We start from the raw sequence: 18948 nt of genomic DNA on the forward strand, positions 1-18948 counted from the left end.
GGAGCGCGCCGGATCTCTTCAGCGCCGTGATTCCCATTGTTGCCGGTACGGGTGCCATGTGCGCGGCCGTGCAGGCCCTACGTCGCGACCGAGCGGGCCATCGGGTTGGAGGATGCAGCACGGATACCCGTGGCGGCCAAACCGCCCTCCCGACGTAGGGCCCGAGAGAGAGCCGAACCGCTCTCGAAGCCGACCCGGCTCGCGATCTCATCGACCGGCAGGTCCGTCGTGGTCAGCATGGCACGCGCGGCATCGAGGCGCCTGGCTCGCTGGAACGCACCGACCGATTGACCGACCTCCGCCTGGAACAGGCGGGTGATGTGCCGCCGCGAGACGCGGAGACTCGCGGCAAGGAGGTCGAGTGGGACGTCCTGATCCAGCCGTGCGACGACGAAGGCTTTTGCCTCACGGATCAGCGCAGCGCCGTGTCCGTGACGTGAGGCAGTCGGGAGGGGCGCGCCTCCCTCGATGGCACCAAGGCACCGGATGAGAAGCGCCGCGGAGAGATGGGCGCGAACAGCGTCTCGGCCCACGCGGTCCCCACTGTCTTCGCGACACAAGGCATGCAGGGTGCGGATCTCCGGGGAGACCGAGAACATGGCGCTCGTCCGGATCGCGGCTCGGAAACGATTGAGCGAGCCAAGCTGCGCCTCGATACGTCGTAACGCTGCATCCCTGACGTAGACGGCGATGTGCGTCTGGTCGGACCGGAAAGCACTCGTGTCGTGAGCGTGCGAGGCGGGAACGACGGCAAAGCGGTCGTCGGTGAGCCAAGCGCCCTCACGCTGACCCTCGTGCTTGAGGTTGAGGATACCGACCCAGGGCAGCAACAGCATGAGGCCATCGTGCCAGTGCCAAGGCTTGGCGTAGCCGACGCCCCCGTCGAAGAGGGTGATGTGTTCGTTGCCGTCGGCGATGACGCACGAAGGCTGTGCCGTTTGTCTGAGGAGGGCGAGCGACCTGAGCATGATACGAAGCTATCCCCGCGGCAGCAATCCGTCCCTTCGACGAGGACAGGCCTTCTCGTTCGTTCGGGCTTCACAAAGGTCGAGAGAGTTCACAACCTTCGCTGGCTTGATCGGCAAGAGTTCGCTCCCTGCACTGCGCCGCAGTGTGTAACTGCAGGGCGGCTATTTCGGCCATGAGCTTCCCATTCATGCGGAGCAGGCGTTCTCAGGCGAGGGTTCCCCGATGCGCGAGCCCTCGGATCGAACGCAAGACCGCTTTTCGAAATGGCGTGGGGCCGCTCTTAAGGCATAGTTGGGTCGGGATCCGTCCGTCCACTCTACGTCTGGGTTGGGTGGTAAGCGGAATGGCTGCTTCCGAGCGGGAGGCTGAGACTACAGCCATTCGGCGGATGGCCACAGCCAAGCGACAGGGAGACGCCGTGCAGGAAAAAACGAGTCCAGCACGGCCGACGATCAGCGCTTATTCCGCAAGTTCGCGCATGACCTTGATCAGGTCGGATTTGCCCTCGAAGCCGATGCCCGGAAGCTCGGGCATCACGATGTGCCCGTCCTCAACCCTTACGCCGTCGGGGAAGCCGCCATAGGGTTGGAACAGGTCCGGATAGCTCTCGTTGCCGCCGAGGCCGAGCCCGGCCGCGATGTTCAGCGACATCTGGTGACCGCCGTGCGGGATGCAGCGCTTGGGCGACCAGCCGAACTGCTCCAGCACGTCGAGGGTGCGTAGGTACTCGACGAGGCCGTAGGACAACGCACAGTCGAACTGCAGCCAGTCACGGTCGGGCCGCATCCCGCCGTAGCGCAGCAGGTTGCGGGCGTCCTGGTGCGAGAACAGGTTCTCGCCGGTGGCCATCGGGCCCAGATAGAATTCTGACATCGCCGCCTGCAGGGCGTAGTCGAGGGGGTCGCCGATCTCCTCGTACCAGAACAGCGGGTATTGCCGAAGCATCTTAGCGTAGGCGATGGCCTGCTCAAGGTTGAAGCGTCCGTTCACGTCGACGGCCAGCTGCGCCTGGGAGCCGATCTCCTTCAGCACCGCCTCGATGCGACGCTGATCCTCGTCGATTGGGACGCCGCCGATCTCATCTTCACGACCGTGTAGCCCCGGTCGAGGTAGCTACGCATCTCGGCGCGCAGCTGGGTATCCTCCTTACCCGGATAGTAGTAGCCGCCGGCCGCGTAGACGAAGACGCGCGGGTTGGCCTCGATGCCCTTCTGGTCGGCGAGCATCCGGAACAGCGGCTTGCCCGCAATTTTGGCGGTCGCGTCCCAGATCGCCATGTCGAGGGTGCCAACCGCCACCGAGCGTTCACCGTGACCGCCGGGCTTCTCGTTGGTCATCATCGCCGCCCAGAGCTTGTGCGGGTCGAGGTTGTCGCCGGCCTCGTTCAGGACGCTCTTCGGATCGGCCTCTAAGATGCGGTTCTTGAAGCGCTCGCGGATGAGGCTGCCCTGGCCGTAGCGGCCGTTGGAGTTGAAGCCGTAGCCCACCACCCGGCGGCCGTCGCGCTCCACGTCGGTGACGACGGCCACGAGGCTGGCAGTCATCTTCGAAAAGTCGATGTATGCGTTGCGGATGGGCGAGGCGATCGGCTTAGTAACCTCGCAGACGTCGACGATACGCATGGTTGCTCTCCTCGGATTTTCAAACGGATTGGAAAGGGCGTGAAGGAAGGGCCGTGGCTCTACGGGACCACGGCTGCCGGGATCTGCAGGACGTGCCTCGCTTCCGTCTCAGGGACGACGTCCGCGGCGGCGATGGCGGCGCGGTCGCGATAGGCCGCCTCGGCTTTCTGGCGATCGAAGGCACCGTCCCACTTGGCGATGGCATTGGTGGCCACCGCGTTGCCGATGAGGTTCGTGACCGCCCGCGCCTCGTTCATGAAGCGGTCGACTCCGAGCAGCAGCACGAGGCCGGCGACCGGGACGGTGTGGATGCTCGACAAGGTCGCGGCGAGGGTGACGAACCCGGCCCCGGCCACACCAGCCGATCCCTTCGAGGTTAGAAGCAGCACCCCGAGGATGACGAGTTGGTCGCTGATGCCGAGCGGTGTGTTGGTGGCTTGGGCGACGAAGATCGTCGCCATGGTCAAGTAGATGCAGGTGCCATCCGCGTTGAAGGTTTAGCCCGTCGGCAGCACGAGGCCGACGACCGACTTCTTGCAGCCGAGCCGCTCCAGCTTGGCCATCATGCGCGGCATGACGGCCTCAGTGGAGCAAGTCCCGAAGGTGATCAGGATCTCATCCTTGAAGTAGCTCTGGACCTTGGTGAGCGAGAACTCGGTCCAGGCGCAGACGGAGCCGAGCACGAGCACGACGAACAGGATCGACGTGGCGTAGACGTCGAGCATGAGGTAGGCGAGCGACCAGACTGTACCGAAGCCGTACTTGCCGATGGTGAAGGCGACGCTGGCCCCGGCACCGATGGGAGCGAGCCGCATCACCATGGCGGCGACGCGGAACAGCGCGTCGAGCAGGCTGTCGATGACGGCGACCACCGGCTTGCCGCGCTCGCCGGCCTGGACCAGAGCGAGTCCGAGCAGCAGCGAGATCAGGATAATCTGCAGCATGGCGCCCTTGGCGAAAGCGTCCACGATGGTCGTGGGGATGATGTCCATCAGAAAGCCGACGAGGCCGGGCTGCGCCTCGGCCCGCTTGGCGTAAGCGGCAATGGCGCTGCCATCGATGTGCGTGGCGTCGATGTTCATGCCGACGCCGGGCTGCATTACGTTGACGACGATGAGGCCAATGACGAGAGCAAGGGTCGAGACGACCTCGAAGTAGATCAGCGCCCGTACGCCGATGCGGCCGACCTCCTTCATGTTGCCCATCTTGGCGATGCCGACGACGATGGTGCCGAAGATAACTGGTGCGAGCAGCATCTTGATCAGCTTGATAAAGCCGTCTGCGAGGGGCTGCAGCGTCACGGCGACGTCGGGCAGGAAATAGCCGACAAACCCGCCTGGGACGATTGCGATGAAGACTTGAACATAGAGTCGGCTAAGCCATGACTCCATGTCCTGTTCCCTCCTACCTGCTGCCTCTTGGGCAGCTTGATCAGTGATCCCTCTTGCGGGGCTTGCTGCTGTCCGTACGCCTGGACGTCTGCGCTCGGCCAATGCCATGTTCGGTTCGCGCTATGCGCGAACGGCATCGGGCTGGACTGGCGGATGGACCTGGACTGGCTGAAGGACTTTGTCGCGTTGGCCGAGCAGAAGACGTTCTCGCGCGCGGCTGAAGCCCGAAGTGTGACGCAGCCGGCCTTCAGCCGGCGCATCCGGGCGCTTGAGGACTGGGTCGGAACGCCCCTGTTCGCCCGGGGTGCGCAGGGCGCCACGCTGACGCCGGCTGGCGCTCACTTTCAGCCGGCAGCTCACGAGTTGATGCGCAGCCTGGAGCGTGCTCGGTGCGACACGCGGGCGGTCGGCGCTCAAGATACGGCGACGCTCTCGATTGCGGCGACCCACGCCTTGTCGTTCACGTTCTTCCCAAAATGGGTCCGCCAGGTCATGCAATCCCGGCCTCTGGGCACCCTCAACCTCATCTCAGACAGCATGGAAGCCTGCGAGCAGATCATGCTGTCCGGTGAGGTGCACTTTCTACTCTGTCATTTCCACCAGGATGCCCCGACCCGTTTTAAGGCCGACCGGTTCCAGAGTGTGCGTGTGGGCGATGACCTGCTCATCCCGCTTTGCGCCCCCTCCGCAGAAGGCACGGGAATGTGGTCGCTGCCGGGATCGCTCGCGGATCCAGTTCCCTACCTTGCCTATAGTCAGGCCTCCGGCCTTGGGCGCATCCTAGCAAGCTGCCAGAACGGGGAGCCGATCCACCTCGCGACCCGCTTCACCTCACACCTTGCCGCAACGTTGACGACCATGGCGCGCGAAGGGCACGGCGCCGCCTGGCTGCCTCAGACGGTTGCAACGGACGATCTGGCTCGTGGCAGTCTTGTCCGTGCAGGGCCCGAGCAATTTGACGTGTCCATCGAGATCAGGCTGTTCCGATCGCTTGAGTGCCGCAATCACGCAGCCGACGAGCTTTGGAATTATCTGAGCGAAACTTAGATCTGTTAATTCATGGCTGCATACCTGTGGAGAGCGACTACCCTCCCCTTGATGAACGTCTGCTTCCGCGAAGCGCGTCAATCACTTTCATTGGCGAGCTTGGGTCGGGGCCGGCTCGTCCGCTCTACGACTGGATTGGGTAGCTTTCTGCCTGTCCACTTCGTGGGCTGAAGATCGCGATAAGCAGCTTTGCGCGTTCTTATAACAAACTTGCAAGGTTGCTTTTGACAATGAGAGGCATCGCTTGGGCCCGGCTGCCGCCTAGATCGACCCATAGCCCGTAACTGCCTTCACAGTGCGTAGACCAGCTGATCCTCCTTGTTGCGTTAGATCGGATCCCGTCGGGCGAGTTGAGCTAGCAAAGCGGCTCTGCACCTAACCTGTGCGGTGCTCAATTTCGCCTTCCAGTTCCCTGTGAAGCCGCTCGTCGATCGCTTCGGCTCGGACAACGGCAGACCGGGTGCGGAAGCGCTCGACATACCTCAGCAATTCGAGGTTCGGCGGCACGAGCTTCGCGCTCGTCATCCAGCCGAGGGCGGTTGCCCACAGGACGTCCGCGGCCGTGAACCGCTTGCCGAACAGATAGGGCCCCCGGCGAAGCTGCGCTGTCAGCGCGTCCATCACGGCGTCGTAGCTGCCATACGGCGACATCGCCTGAGGGCCTGGATCGCGGTTCATGGCGCGATCGACGATCGCAGGTTCGAAGGCGGCGCCGTGGAGGGCAAGCCAGCGCAGGTAGGGGCCGCGCATAGGGTCATCGACTGCAGGGGCGAGCTTCGCCTCAGAATAGAGGTCGGCAAGATAGATGACGATTGCCGCCTGCTCGGTCACGACCACGTCGCCATGCACGATCGCCGGCACCTTTCCGAGTGGATTGACCGCGAGGAACGCGGGCGCGCGATTGTCCCCAGCCTTCAGGTCGAGGGTGCGGAGCGTGTAGTCTGCCCCGAGTTCCTCCAGCAGGGTCAGGATACTCGACGAGCGGGTGCGCGGCGCATGGTAGAACGTGATCCGGCGGGAATTCATCCCGAACAACTCCGTCGTTTGATGATCGTGGCGCCGAGCGTGGCACGGCGCGGCTCACGGACGTCCAGCCGGATGACCGGCAGCCTCGAGGATGAGATCCGCGATCTCCCTCGGATGCGAGATCAGAGACAGGTGACTGGCCTTCACTTCGATCGTCCGCGCATTCATGCGCTTGGCCATGAAGCGCTCAAGGTCTGGATTGATCGTCCGGTCCTCGGTCGACACGGCGTAGAAGCTCGGCGTCGAGCGCCAGGCCGCCTGGGTTACCTTGCCTGTCAGCAGGGTCTTGTGGAACGGTTGCTGGACCGCGAACAGCACCTTCGCCTTCTCGGGCGGCAGGTCGCCCGCGAAGTCCTTCAGGAAGGCAGCCTCGCTGAGACGCCCCTCGTCCCCGTCGAACACGATCCCGGCCGAGGCCGGCGGCGCCGGGTAGGTCTTGGCTAGCGCGGCATAGTCCTCGCCGGCGTCGGGGGCGCGGGCCGCGACGTAGACGAGCGCGCTGACGTTAGGGTCGCCCCCGGCTTCGGTGACGATCATCCCCGAGAAGGAGTGGCCGACGAGGACAGTCGGTCCCTCAGCCCGAGCCAGCACGCGCCGGGCCGATGCGACCGCCTCCTCGAAGGTAGTCAGCGGGTTCTGCACCGACGTGACGTCAAGGCCGGCCGCCTTCAACCGCGGGATCACCTCCGACCAGCACGAACCGTCGGCGAAGAGGCCATGCACGAGGACGACGTTGCGGGCCTGCGGGATCGCCTGGGCCGTCGTAGACTTCGGAAGAAGTGCAAGTGATGCGGCTGCGGCGAGCCCGCCGTTCAGTGTTCTACGGGTCATCATGGCGGGCATCTCCGTTCGGTGCGCTCAAAGCGATCAGTACGACCGGCCATATTCGTCGTCCGTGCAGGCATGGATACATGCGGTGCTCGTCCATGCCCATGACGAGCGTCGCGTTCGTCTGTGGCAGATCGGTCAGGCTCGGTGCCCGACACCGAGCTTATCGCGTGGGCGAGCGGTTTTCACGCGTGCCCGCCACATCCGCATCCTGGCGCATGTGCGCCGCCCGGCCAGCGCGAGGCCCGGATCACGCTGCAGAAGTTACCCCGGCGGAAGCTCAAGTCCTTGTCGGCCAGAACATCAGCCTTGACGTTGCCGAAGGTCGTGTCCGGCTTGTGCCGGATCCCGTCGTAGAAGGCCTGGATGATGTCTTCCTTGAAGTTCGGCGTGCGAGGGAAGACGGAGATCACCGCCTCACGCTCGACGTCGGAATACTCTGCATAGGTCAGCCCCAGCACGTCCATCTCGACGCCGGCCGTGACGAGCGCGACCACCGGATGCATGTGGACCGGGATGCCGGGCGTCGTATGCAGCGCGATGGCAGTCCAGACCGTGTACACGTCCGCCTCCGGCACGCCGTGCGCCTTCAGGAAGTCCCGGGCGGCATTGGCGCCGTCGACCTCGAAGCGTTCGTTGGGGCTGCTGTGGTCCGGCATCAGACCGACGTCGTGGAACATGGCGCCCGCATAGAGAAGCTCACGGTCGAACGTTAGGCCGCGATGGAGGCCGGCCAGGGCACCGAACTGGTACACCCGGCTCGAGTGGTTGAAGAGCAGGTCGGTCTCGGTATCCCGAACAAACTCCGTGATGGCTCGGGCGAGCTTGCTTTCGGGGATGGCGGCGTTGGAACTCAGGGTCATGGGAGGAGGTCCTTTGCTTCGTTTGCCCTGATGGCGTACGAACACCGCGATCTGGCATCAATTGTCGCGATCAGGCGATTTCTGCCAATTGTCGGGTGCGGACGGACAGACGGGAGTTCGGTGATGGTGCGTCGCGTGGCGGTCCTTGCCCTGCCCGGGGTGCAACTCCTCGATGTCGCCGGTCCCCTCGACGTCTTCGCCGAGGCGAATCTCCAGGCCGGTGCGGCGGTCTACGATCTCGCCATCGTGGGCCTCGGTCCGGGCCCGATCGAGACATCGTCGGGTCGGCGTCTCGTCGCCGACCTCGTCGTGGAGGCGGACGATCCGGTCGCCTTCGATACCCTGCTGGTTGCGGGCGCGCCCCACATGCACGGGCTGGCGCGGGACGAGGCCCTGTGCCGCTGGCTGTCGACGACCGCGATCCGCTCCCGGCGCTACGGTTCGGTCTGCAGCGGGGCGTTCTTGCTCGGGCAGGCGGGCCTCCTCCAGGGTCGACGCGTCGCGACGCACTGGGCGGTGGCGGACGCGCTCGCGGAACGGTATCCCGACGCGCGAGTCGACGCCGATGCGATTTGCATCTTCGACGGTCCCCTCCGGACTGCGGCCGGAGTCACCGCCGGTCTCGACCTAGCCCTTGCCTTGGTCGAGGAGGATCTCGGCTCCGAAATTGCCCGTAAGGTCGCGGCGCAACTGGTGATGTTCTTCAAGCGTGGGGGCGGCCAGCTCCAGTTCAGCCGGCGGGGTGTCGGGGCACTGGCGAGCCGCTCTGCTCTCCAAGAGGTACAGCGCTGGGTGGCGGCGCATCCGGCGGAGGATCACGGCGTTGCGAAGCTCGCCGCTCGCACCGGCATGAGCCCGCGCAACTTCGCGCGTCTCTTCCGGGCCGAGACCGGCCTGACGCCGGCTGCCTACGTCGAAAACGTCCGGATCGAGGCGGCCCGTCGCCTGCTCGAGTATGGCCGGGCGGCGCCGAAGCAAGTGGCGGGCGCCTGCGGGTTCAAGGATAGCGACACGCTCCGGCGGGCCTTCCAGCGCCGCATCGGCCTCACGCCCGCCGAGTATCAGCGCCGCCACGCCGGGCAGGCGACGGAGACGCGGATGTAGCCAGAGCTTGCGGCCTCTGACGCGACGTGAGGGTTAATGCCTCGCAATGGACGCCTGCTTTCTTCAGCCGCATGCCCGAAAGCAGCCATTCTGCTCCCAGCAACGACCGTTCGTCAGCAGCATGGAAGCTTATGTCCGCTTTTGGATAGTGTGGGCAGCACCCCGTGTGACCGGCTTGGGTCGGTAGCCGAATGGCGGCTTGGGGTGGTTTCCCGCCGCTCTGGTTTCGGGTGGCGAAGACCACAGAGCGGACGCACAATCAGATCGAAGGAGCCAATAGCTTTGCTCCATCAGCGAACCATCGGGTGAAACCACTCGAATGGCCGTACGGAGCCCGCCAGACCTTTGCATTTGGCATGGTCTGATTGATCAATGCTAAAGTTGCATCAATCCATTCAGTCTTTGAGTTGGACGAAGGGTTGACGCGCACCTTAGGTTCTCCCCGCAAACGGTCGCCGAGGTCCTGAACAGGATTACCCGAGAATGACCGATGTCCATCAAGGCGAAGGCCGGGTGGTCCGCTCTCAGGGAGAGACGCTATGAGCGCCGGTCTGGTCATGACCACGGCGAAGCGGAGCCGTGTACGGCTCCTCATCGTCACGATGCTGTTCCTTGCCACCACCATCAATTACGCCGACCGCGCGACGCTCTCGATCGCCGGTCCATCGCTTGCCAAGGATCTCAGTCTCGACGCCGTTTCCATGGGCTACGTCTTCTCCGCCTTCGCTTGGTCCTACGTGCTGGCGCAGTTGCCTGGCGGCTGGCTCCTCGACCGCTACGGTGCGAAGTGGGTCTATGCCGGTGCCATCTTCCTGTGGTCCGCCTTCACGCTGATGCAGGGCGCCGTCGGCTTCTTCACCGGCTTTACCGCGGTGGCTGTGCTGTTCAGCCTCCGCCTGCTCGTGGGCCTTGCCGAGGCGCCGGTGTTCCCCGCCAATGCCCGCATCACGGCCGCGTGGTTTCCTACCTCCGAGCGCGGCACCGCCTCAGCCTTCTTCAACTCCTCGCAGTACTTCGCCACGGTGCTGTTCACGCCCCTCATGGGCTGGGTAGTCCACAACTACGGCTGGCACCACGTCTTCACCCTGATGGGGGTCCTCGGTATTGCCTTCGCGCTGGTCTGGACCCAGGTGATTTACAGCCCCAAGGAGCACCCGGCGGTCAACAAGGCCGAGCGCGACTACATCGAGGAGGGTGGTGCCCTGCTCGACATGGATGGGCGTGGCGCCGCCGCCCCGGTGAATGCGGGCCGTACGATCCGTCAGCTCCTCTCCAATCGCATGCTGCTCGGGATCTATGTCGGACAGTACTGCATCACCACACTGACGTACTTCTTCCTGACTTGGTTTCCGGTCTACCTCGTCAAGGAGCGCGGCCTCTCGATCCTGCAGGCGGGCTTTGCCGCCGTGCTGCCGGCGCTCTGCGGCTTCATCGGCGGCATCCTGGGCGGCTGGATATCCGACCTTCTGTTAAAGCGCGGCTACTCGCTTACAGCCTCGCGGAAGATTCCCATCGTGGGTGGCATGCTGCTGTCCATGAGCATTATCGGCTGTAACTACGTCCAGGCGGATGCCGTGGTTATTGGCCTGATGGCGCTAGCCTTCTTCGGCAAGGGCATCGGCGCGCTGGGCTGGGCGGTGGTCTCCGACACCTCGCCGCGCTCCACCGGCGGCCTGAACGGCGGGCTCTTCAACACCTTCGGCAACACCGCTGGCATCACCACGCCAATCGCCATCGGCTACATCGTCCAGCAGACCGGCTCGTTCAACGGCGCCCTTGTCTTCGTCGGCCTGAACGCGCTGGTGGCAGTGTTCTGCTATCTCGTCATCGTCGGCGAGATCAAACGGGTGGAGCTGCGCTGACCAGCGCGTCTCGCCTGAACCGGCGCGGAACCGCGGCCGTGGGGAAACCAGCGGCCGCATTGTCGTTGGGAGAGGCGATGCTCGATTTCGGTCAACTCCGCTGCTTTGCCGCTGTCGCGGAGGAACTGCATTTCGGCCGCGCCGCTGCTCGGCTGAACATGACCCAGCCGCCGCTCTCGCGGCAAATCCAAGTGCTGGAGCGAGTCCTCGACGTACAACTCCTTGATCGGACCAGCCGCTCCGTCCGCCTTACCGCGGCCGGGCGCAGCTTCCTCCCCGAGGCTTTGCGCATCCTGAGGTTGGCGGAAACCGCCGCCCACGTCACCCGCGAGGTCGCCGCCGGACGAGCAGGGGTGCTCAAGCTCGGCTTCACAGCGGCCTCCGCTTACGATTTCCTACCCCGCCTCCTCCTCGCTTGCCGCTCCGCGATGCCGGACGTGACGCTGTCCTTGCGCGAGATGGTCACTAAGGATCAGGTCGAGGCCATCCTCTCCGGCCAGATCGATGCAGGGCTGATCCGTCCGCCGGTGAACTATCCGGAACTCGAAGTGGAGCGTGCGCTCGCGGAGCCCCTCGTGGTTGCACTCCCTGCCGATCACGCCCTGGTCGAGCGCGCCACGCTGAGCCTCGGTGACCTGCGCGGCGTCGCATTCATCGGATATGCCCCCCACGAGGCGAGCTACTTCCACAATCTTCTAATCAGTCTCTTCGCAGGCACCAACATGCAGCCCCGCATCGTTCAGCAACTGACGCAGATCCACTCGATCCTTGCCCTAGTCCGCGCCGGCGTCGGCATTGCCCTGGTTCCGGCTGCGGTTGAGCGACTACGCTTCGAGGGCGTTGCCTTCCGGACACTGGATCTAGCGCAGCCGCGCCCAGCCGAACTGCATTTGGCTTGGCGTCGGGACAGTGACGTTCCGCTCCTGACACATCTCCGGACATTGCTGCGGGACATGCCCTGAGCCGTGACTCTGATCGATGCAAAACAGGCATCGATTGATTTACTCTTTGGCTTGGACCGACATCAGCGGGCTTTCTAGAACAGTGATGCCAGACAGCGCGCAGACGCGGCGGCACTCGGTTCGGGAGAACGCTCATGTCCTTTGACTACACAGCCTCTTCGCGACGCGGTCCGTCGCGTACGCCCACCGTGACCGCAATCAAGGTCGTGCCGGTGGCGGGGCGCGACAGCATGCTGCTGAACCTCAGCGGCGCCCATGGCCCCTTCTTTACCCGCAACCTCGTCATCCTGACGGATTCCTCCGGCGCCACTGGCCTCGGCGAGGTGCCCGGCGGCGAGCGTATCCGCGCCACGCTCGAGGATGCAGGCGACCTCGTCATCGGCCGCCCCATCGGCGACTGGCAGGCGGTACTGAACGCCATGCGGGTCCGCTTCGCGGACCGCGACGCCGGTGGCCGGGGCCTGCAAACCTTCGATTTGCGAGTCACCATCCATGCGGTCACAGGAATCGAATCCGCCTTCCTCGATCTGCTCGGCCAATTCCTCGACGTGCCGGTGGCGGCTCTCCTCGGCGAGGGTCAGCAGCGCGACGCCGTCGAGATGCTCGGCTACCTTTTCTATGTTGGGGACCGCTGCCGCACCAATCTACCCTACCGCGCGCCCAACGCCCGCGATGGCTGGTTCCGCCTGCGGGACGAGGAGGCTCTGACTCCGGACGCGATCGCGCGCCTCGCCGAGGCGGCCTACGAGACCTATGGCTTCAACGACTTCAAGCTGAAGGGCGGCGTCCTTTCCGGCGAGGACGAGATCGCAGCGGTGACGGCGATCCACGAGCGTTTCCCGAAGGCGCGCGTCACCCTCGACCCCAACGGCGCCTGGTCACTGAAGGAAGCGATCGCCCTTTGCAAGGGCCGGGGCGACGTCCTTGCCTATGCGGAGGATCCATGCGGGGCCGAGGAAGGCTTCTCCGGCCGTGAGATCATGGCGGAGTTCCGGCGCGCCACCGGCCTGCCGACCGCCACCAACATGATCGCCACGGACTGGCGCCAGATGAACCATGCGATCCAGCTCGGCTCCGTCGATATCCCCCTCGCCGATCCGCACTTCTGGACCTTGGCCGGCTCGGTCCGGGTGGCCCAACTCTGCCGCGACCACGGCCTGACCTGGGGTTCGCACTCGAACAACCATTTCGACGTGTCGCTGGCGATGTTCACGCATGTGGCCGCCGCGGCCCCGGGCCGCGTCACCGCCATCGATACCCACTGGATCTGGCAGGATGGGCAGCGCCTGACGAAGGAGCCCCTGCAGATCAAGGGCGGCCTTGTGCGGGTGCCCGAGCGTGCCGGCCTCGGCATCGAGCTCGACTGGGCTGAGGTCGAGGCGGCGCATGCGCTCTACCAGAGCCACGGCCTCGGTGCTCGCGACGACGCTTCCGCCATGCAATTCCTGATCCCGAACTGGACCTTCGACAACAAGCGCCCCTGCCTCGTGCGCTGAACCCAAACGCCCGGAGACGCGACGATGACCGATATTCTCACCAACCGCTTCAAGGCGGCCCTCCAAGCCGGCCAGCAGCAGATCGGCCTCTGGTGCAGCCTCGCCAGCCCGATCTCCACAGAGGTCGTGGCGGGCTCCGGCTTCGACTGGCTCCTCCTTGACATGGAGCATTCCGCCAATGATCTGCGGGACGTTTACGCCCAGGTCCAGTCGATGATGGAGAGCCCGGCTCACGCCATGGTGCGGGTGCCGAGCGATGAGCCGATCACCATCAAGCGCATCCTCGACACCGGTGTGCAGTCGCTGATGATCCCCAACATCGACGACGCCGATCAGGCCAACCGGGCGGTCGCCGCGACCCGATACGCGCCGCGCGGCGTCCGCGGCTTCTCGCAGGCGCCACGCGCCGCCCGCTTCGGACGCATTCCGAACTATCACGCCCGCTGCGAGGCCGAGATCTTCGTGGCGGTGCAGATCGAGTCGCGCCGGGCGCTCGACAACCTCGAGGAGATCGCGGGCGTCGAGGGCGTCGACGGCGTCTTCATCGGACCCGGCGATCTCTCGACCAGCCTCGGCTTCATCGGACAGCAGAACCATCCGGACGTAGTGAAGGTCATCGAGCAGACGATCGCGCGCATCCGCGGCACGGGCAAGCATGCCGGCATCCTGACAGCCAACGAGGAGCTCGCCCACCGCTACATCGAGGCTGGCACCCGCTTCACGGCGGTCGGCTCCGACATGGGTCTCCTCGCCCGCACCTCCGAAGCGCTCGCCGCGCGCTTCCGCTGATGCCTGACATTTCGGAGACAGACATGAACGTTGGTTTCATAGGCCTCGGCATCATGGGCGGGCCCATGGCCGGGCACCTCATCGCAGGCGGCCACAGCCTTGCCCTGAAGACACGCCGGCAGGTGCCTGAGAACCTCGTCGCGGCCGAGGGTAAGCCTTGCGCCACCGCCGCCGAGGTCGCCGAGCGCTCGGACATCATCATCCTGATGTTGCCGGACACCCCCGACGTCGAGACCGTGCTGTTCGGCGCGGACGGCGTCGCCGAGGGCGCAAAGAGCGGCGCAGTGGTGGTCGACATGAGCTCGATCTCGCCCATTGCCACCCGCGACTTCGCGGCCCGCCTCGCCGAGCACGGTGTCGAATATCTCGACGCGCCGGTCTCTGGCGGCGAGGTCGGTGCCAAGAACGCGGCTCTCTCAATTATGGTCGGCGGCAAGGAGGAGATCTTCGCCCGTGTAAAGCCGCTTCTCGACCTGATGGGCAAGACCGTGACCCATGTGGGCGAGACCGGTGCTGGTCAGGTCGCCAAGGTCGCTAACCAGATCATCGTGGCATTGACCATCGAGGCGGTGGCCGAGGGCCTGCTTTTCGCGTCGAAAGCCGGCGCCGATCCGGCCAAGGTCCGTCAGGCCATCACCGGGGGGCTCGCCACCTCGCGCATCCTTGAACTGCACGGGGAGCGCATGATCAAGCGCAGCTTCGATCCGGGCTTCCGCATAGCCCTGCACCAGAAAGACCTAAACATCGCGCTGGATGGCGCGAAATCCCTTGGTCTTGCCCTGCCGGGGACCGCGCTGGCGCAACAGCTCTTCTCAGTCTGCGCGGCCAACGGCGCAGGCGACAAGGACCATTCCGCCCTGGTGCGCGCCCTGGAAATCATGGGCAACCACGAGGTGGCCAAAGCCTAGCGTTAAACCAACCCAAGATCCCGATGGAGTCCGCATGCCGAAGGAACTGCACGGATAATAGGCCATTGCAAAGCGAACACGTTGACGACGCATGTGATGCGCCTCGCCAATGGCTCACTGCCTTTATGGTCGTCCTAACGCGAACTGGATTGGACTGTAGGCTTAGGTGAGATGCGCCGCTCTCGGCAACGAAGGCTTTGTCCGGGAAGCACTTCCTTCTCCCGATAGCTAACCTCACAAGTTTTCAAAGGAAGAAATCGATTGGTACTCGGCACATCGCTCAGGTTGCTATCGACCTTTCAAGGACCCTCAGCAGGTCCGCTTCGCTGAAGCTTGGTGGAGGATGAGATCGTCCGGCTCAAGTGATTTTCGGTCAGTTCGATTTCGAGCGAATGGCTAGAGTTCCGAACGTCATCGTACGGGTAGCTGAAGCTCTCATAGCCGAGCTCGGTGTGCGAGCGCCTGCGCGTTTACCCACCGCCGCAACCCGACGCGACCAGAGCCAGGCAGGTTGGATGGCCGGTCGATTCGTGATGTTCGCCTCCCCTGTCCACGTTGGCGAGGGAGGCGAAGCGTTCATTCATGCGCTGTCTGTTCAGAAGCGGTAGCGCAGACCTCCGTTCACGCCGAAGTCGTCGCCGTTGGCACGCGCGAAGCAAAACTAAAAGTCCGCCGCGGCGCATGCCGGGCGGACTTCGTGACGTCACCGACTGAGGCAGGTCTTAGTCGATGACCTCGACGATGCGACGGCTGCGGTCCACCAGCACTGGGCGGTCGTTCACCACGGTGTAGCGGTAGCCGGGACGGGCCCGGTAGTCGTCGGGCACGTCATAGTAGGTCACCTCGTCGTCAGGCAGCACGGTGCCGACCTGGACCGGACCGCCCCAGCTGTACGAGCGCACGCCCCGCCCGCGGACGTAGGAGCGGAAGCGCGGGCGGTCGTCGACACCCAGGATGCCCCCGACGGTGCCGGTGGCGGCACCGACAGCCCCGCCGACGATGCCGCCTATGGGACCGGCCGCATCAGCGCCGCGCTCGGCGCCCTCGGCAGCCCCGCGCAGCGTGCCCTGTGCCTGGGCCGCCATCGGAAGGGCGAGCATCCCAGCCGCCGTGAGGGCGAAAAGAAGCTTATTGGTCATGATGAAGTCTCCTGAAGCGTCAGCGGGCCGGTGGCTCAGTTGCAGCCTTCCTTATGGACGGTCTTCGAGTTGCCCATGCCGTCCTCCTTGTGGACGGTCTTCGAGCCGCAATCGACGCTGCCGGTGGTGACCTCACGGCGCTCGACCACGCCTTCGCGGCGCTCGACGGATACGCCCGGGGCGCTGTCGCGGCGGATGACGGTGGTGTCCTCGGCGGATGCGGGGGCGGCGAAACCGGCCAGGGAAGCGGCGAGGAACCCGAGGGCAAGCGACTTGCGCATGGTGTGCTCCTTATGTGCCGACGGGCTGCCCGTCGGTGTCTGGCCCAGGAACGACGACGTCGGAAGAACGGTTGCGCCACGCATTCAATCCGGTGTTCAGCCAGACAACCGCCTTCCCGAGCGTCCAGACTGCTTTCCCTTGCCGCTGAGAAGTCGCTTGGCGCCTACTCGGGATCCGCATCGTCCAGTTCGGCGCCGGTATCCGCGTCCGGCCCAGGTGGGAACAGGGCGGGGACTTGTCCGGGCCCGGAGACGCTGGCCGGGGCCAGAGGGCGTCGTCCCGGCTGGGACGGCATCATCGCCGCGCCCGACGCGACGATACCGGCCATGGCCCTAAGGTCTTCGGGCTGCGAGGGGTCCTGGGCCACGCCCTCGGCTTCCGACTGGAGGCGCAGGTTGCACGCCTTCGACGGCAGGCCGCCATCCGGCGTGCATGCATCGTGATGGGCGCAGGCCTCATCGAGAGCATCGATGGGGGCGAGCGGTGCGTTGTTGCCCGGGCCGCAGTAGTTGCCGTGGAGAAGGGCCTTCGGCGCCGTTCCCGCCAGGGCCGCTGGCGCGGAGAGCGCCGCAAGGATCAGGGCCGCAGCGGTCACTCCAGACAGTCTCATGGGTCACCTCGGTTCGATCCCGCGAGGCGTGGGATACACGCCCCGGTGTGGTCAGGACGGGCATCGATAATGCCAGGTACGCTCGGACCGTTCCGCCGCCAGTCAGAGCGGATAGGGGGCAGGAATGCGGATGCGGAATCGCGTAAACTCGATCCTAAGGCACCCGAAACCGCACGGGACCTATGCTGCATCGAAAGGGATCGGTTTTGCCGGCATCGTCGTTGCGTTGCCTTGCTCGATACGGACAGCCTTCGGCCGAACTGTCCCGGGGGCGGGTCCATGCTGAACGACAGATGCTTTTGCGTGACGCTGGAAACATGCCACGGACGGCAGGTCTTGCGGACTTCGACGGAGCGCGAGGTGGCGCTCATGGCAGAGTCCGTGCTGCGTCGGTACGAGGGCAAGGCGATGACGGTCGGCTTCAGCGTCGAGGGTCCGAACCCTGGCGGCACCCGCCGCATCGCCTTCTACCTCACCGACGTCGCCCTCGAACTCGAACTCGCCTGAGAAAGGCGGGAGCGCGAGGCGCTCCCCCCGGGCGCTTAGCGCTTGAACTTGCCGTCGTACTTGAACTCGGGGGCAGCCTTCAGAGCGTCCTTGCTGGCATTCACCGAGGCCTTCCACTTCTTCGCGCCGGTGTCGTAGGTCAGCGCCACCGAGGACGGATCCACCACCACGTAGCGCTCACCCATGCCGAGGAAGCCGCCCACCGACATGATGTAGCCGGTGAGCTTGCCCTTCTCGATGACGAGGTCCTTGATCTCGCCGACATTGCTGTTCGTGCCGTCGACGACATTCAGTCCGATGAGGTTGTAGCTCAGCACCGCATCCTGGGGGACGGGTGCGAACTTCACAGCGGCTGGCGGCATGGGCGCGTCGTCCTTGGCGAGGACGGGGCCGGTCAGCGCCGCAACGGCGGCAAGGGCGAAGACGAGGCGACACATGGGAAACTCCTGTGTCCCGGAACGGGGACCAGAAATCGCTGGCATCTACGAACCGTTCCACGTCCTGGGCGGGATTTGGCCCTGCAACGATATCGGGCGGGACGCCGTTTCTGAGCCCCGGGACCGCTCCGGTCGCGGCCATAAGGACCTCGCCATGAGCAGCACCAGCGACAAGATCAAGGGTCTCGCCAACGAGGCCGCCGGCAACGTCAAGCAGGGCATCGGAAACGTCACCGATAACGAAAAGCTGAAGGCGGAAGGCCAGGCTCAGGAGCTAAAGGGTGACGCTCAGAAAACTGCCGGCGACGTGAAGGACGGCGCCAAGCATCTCGCCGACAAGGTCACCGGCAAGGACTGATCCGTTAGGGGGAAGCCACGACCCATTCCCGTGAGCATCCGTCGGCGAACTGCGTCGGACGATTCGGCGACTGGCTATGGCGTAGCTACAGCGGCGGCTCGCAGCGATGAAGCTGCGCGCCTTGTGCTAGTTTTTCTTCGTTACTCACAGAGTCCTATCGTTAACATGCCGTTCATTTAGGCGATTTGCTTAGAAAACTTGCAAAAATTGGGAACGGTATTTTCGGGATCTCCGTTTGTTGCTCCGTACAGTTTGATGCAGTCGGAGAAAACCATGTTGAAGCATATTCGCGTCGCTGCCCTTACCACCACCTTCTTAATCGGCGGTGCGGCCATGGCCCTCGCGCAGTCCTCCTCGACCGTCGGAACGGGTGGCTCCTCCGCCGGCGGCGGCACCAGTTCGTCGACGGTCGGCACGGGCGGTTCGTCGACAGGCACGGGGAGCGGCTCGGGCTCGTCCTCGACGGTGGGCACCGGTGGCTCGTCCGCAGGCGGTGGCAAGAGCTCTTCGACGGTCGGCACGGGCGGTTCGTCGGCTGGCACGGGCAGTGGCTCCGGCTCGACCGTGGGCACCGGTGGCTCGACGGCCGGCAAGGGCACCAGCGGCTCTTCGATGGGCACCGGCGGCTCGTCTTCTGGTATGTCCGACGGCGCCGGCAAGTCGGGCAGCGCCCCGGGCCACGACAAGAGCGGCCCGGGCAATTCGGAGAACGCGCCCGGCCACAACAAGCGCTGAGGCTTGCTGAGCC

The 18948-nt window shown here is 64.9% G+C and carries 18 protein-coding genes and 2 pseudogenes; 10 read left to right on the plus strand and 10 right to left on the minus strand.

Translation table 11 applies throughout. The features are described from left to right. Positions 1–77: 77 nt before the first annotated feature. The 3 genes and pseudogenes from CRT23_RS18030 to dctA all read right to left on the minus strand — a co-directional run bounded on the left by CRT23_RS18030 (position 78) and on the right by dctA (position 4090). On the minus strand, positions 78–968 hold the full coding sequence (locus tag CRT23_RS18030) for a helix-turn-helix domain-containing protein (RefSeq protein ID WP_103710771.1): 891 nt from the start codon (positions 966–968) through the stop codon (positions 78–80). A gap of 460 nt (positions 969–1428) precedes the next feature. Continuing rightward, positions 1429–2591, minus strand: a pseudogene (locus CRT23_RS18035) (mandelate racemase/muconate lactonizing enzyme family protein). 59 nt (positions 2592–2650) lie between these two features. Beyond that, positions 2651–4090, minus strand: a pseudogene (gene dctA, locus CRT23_RS18040) (C4-dicarboxylate transporter DctA). 45 nt (positions 4091–4135) lie between these two features. Here dctA and CRT23_RS18045 point away from each other — a divergent pair. Beyond that, a complete protein-coding gene (locus tag CRT23_RS18045; protein WP_103710773.1) occupies positions 4136–5029 on the plus strand; it encodes a LysR family transcriptional regulator in 894 nt (297 codons plus the stop codon). A gap of 375 nt (positions 5030–5404) precedes the next feature. Here the strand turns inward: CRT23_RS18045 and CRT23_RS18050 are convergent, their stop codons facing one another. The 3 genes from CRT23_RS18050 to CRT23_RS18060 form a co-directional block, all read right to left on the minus strand. Beyond that, complete coding sequence (locus CRT23_RS18050) at positions 5405–6055, minus strand: glutathione S-transferase (protein WP_103710774.1); 651 nt, start codon at positions 6053–6055, stop codon at positions 5405–5407. Positions 6056–6109: 54 nt separating this feature from the next. Next, positions 6110–6889, minus strand: coding sequence for an alpha/beta hydrolase (locus tag CRT23_RS18055; protein ID WP_103710836.1), 780 nt, complete (start codon positions 6887–6889; stop codon positions 6110–6112). A 179-nt stretch (positions 6890–7068) separates the two neighbouring features. Further along, positions 7069–7746, minus strand: a complete 678-nt coding sequence (locus CRT23_RS18060) for an HD domain-containing protein (RefSeq protein ID WP_103710776.1) — start codon at positions 7744–7746, stop codon at positions 7069–7071. Between the two features lie 123 nt (positions 7747–7869). On the opposite strand from CRT23_RS18060, the gene CRT23_RS18065 reads away from it, so the two are divergent. The 6 genes from CRT23_RS18065 to CRT23_RS18090 all read left to right on the plus strand — a co-directional run bounded on the left by CRT23_RS18065 (position 7870) and on the right by CRT23_RS18090 (position 14867). Then, positions 7870–8850, plus strand: a complete 981-nt coding sequence (locus CRT23_RS18065) for a GlxA family transcriptional regulator (RefSeq protein ID WP_103710778.1) — start codon at positions 7870–7872, stop codon at positions 8848–8850. 539 nt (positions 8851–9389) lie between these two features. Next, the gene (locus CRT23_RS18070) at positions 9390–10712 is read left to right on the plus strand and encodes an MFS transporter (RefSeq protein ID WP_103710779.1); all 1323 of its coding nucleotides are present in this window, start codon (positions 9390–9392) and stop codon (positions 10710–10712) included. A gap of 77 nt (positions 10713–10789) precedes the next feature. Further along, entirely contained in the window at positions 10790–11674 is an 885-nt protein-coding gene (locus CRT23_RS18075) for a LysR family transcriptional regulator (RefSeq protein ID WP_103710781.1), read from the plus strand. A gap of 134 nt (positions 11675–11808) precedes the next feature. Next, positions 11809–13170, plus strand: a complete 1362-nt coding sequence (gudD, locus tag CRT23_RS18080; RefSeq protein WP_103710782.1) for a glucarate dehydratase — start codon at positions 11809–11811, stop codon at positions 13168–13170. 24 nt (positions 13171–13194) lie between these two features. Further along, positions 13195–13959, plus strand: a complete 765-nt coding sequence (locus tag CRT23_RS18085) for an HpcH/HpaI aldolase/citrate lyase family protein (RefSeq protein WP_103710784.1) — start codon at positions 13195–13197, stop codon at positions 13957–13959. A 23-nt stretch (positions 13960–13982) separates the two neighbouring features. Beyond that, on the plus strand, positions 13983–14867 hold the full coding sequence (locus CRT23_RS18090) for a 2-hydroxy-3-oxopropionate reductase (RefSeq protein ID WP_103710786.1): 885 nt from the start codon (positions 13983–13985) through the stop codon (positions 14865–14867). Positions 14868–15589: 722 nt separating this feature from the next. Here CRT23_RS18090 and CRT23_RS18095 read toward each other — a convergent pair. The 3 genes from CRT23_RS18095 to CRT23_RS18105 form a co-directional block, all read right to left on the minus strand. After that, positions 15590–16006 (minus strand): DUF1236 domain-containing protein, encoded by a 417-nt coding sequence (locus CRT23_RS18095; RefSeq protein ID WP_103710788.1) that lies wholly within the window; start codon positions 16004–16006, stop codon positions 15590–15592. A 35-nt stretch (positions 16007–16041) separates the two neighbouring features. Further along, complete coding sequence (locus tag CRT23_RS18100; RefSeq protein ID WP_103710790.1) at positions 16042–16287, minus strand: hypothetical protein; 246 nt, start codon at positions 16285–16287, stop codon at positions 16042–16044. Positions 16288–16451: 164 nt separating this feature from the next. Next, entirely contained in the window at positions 16452–16898 is a 447-nt protein-coding gene (locus CRT23_RS18105; protein ID WP_103710792.1) for a hypothetical protein, read from the minus strand. A 369-nt stretch (positions 16899–17267) separates the two neighbouring features. Here CRT23_RS18105 and CRT23_RS29760 point away from each other — a divergent pair, with 369 nt between their 5' ends. Continuing rightward, positions 17268–17405: a hypothetical protein gene (locus CRT23_RS29760; protein WP_348628871.1), complete on the plus strand. Its 138-nt coding sequence runs from the start codon at positions 17268–17270 to the stop codon at positions 17403–17405. A 35-nt stretch (positions 17406–17440) separates the two neighbouring features. On the opposite strand, the gene CRT23_RS18115 is transcribed toward CRT23_RS29760, so the two are convergent. Next, positions 17441–17842 carry a PRC-barrel domain-containing protein gene (locus CRT23_RS18115; RefSeq protein ID WP_103710796.1) on the minus strand — a complete coding sequence of 134 codons (402 nt, stop codon included), beginning with the start codon at positions 17840–17842 and terminating at the stop codon, positions 17441–17443. A gap of 154 nt (positions 17843–17996) precedes the next feature. Here CRT23_RS18115 and CRT23_RS18120 point away from each other — a divergent pair, with 154 nt between their 5' ends. Both CRT23_RS18120 and CRT23_RS18125 read left to right on the plus strand, forming a co-directional pair. Next, a complete protein-coding gene (locus CRT23_RS18120; protein WP_103710798.1) occupies positions 17997–18200 on the plus strand; it encodes a CsbD family protein in 204 nt (67 codons plus the stop codon). Between the two features lie 273 nt (positions 18201–18473). Next, positions 18474–18935 carry a hypothetical protein gene (locus CRT23_RS18125; RefSeq protein ID WP_103710800.1) on the plus strand — a complete coding sequence of 154 codons (462 nt, stop codon included), beginning with the start codon at positions 18474–18476 and terminating at the stop codon, positions 18933–18935. Positions 18936–18948 lie beyond the last annotated feature (13 nt).

Source organism: Methylobacterium sp. V23 (assembly GCF_002917135.1).
Classification (GTDB): Bacteria; Pseudomonadota; Alphaproteobacteria; order Rhizobiales; family Beijerinckiaceae; genus Methylobacterium.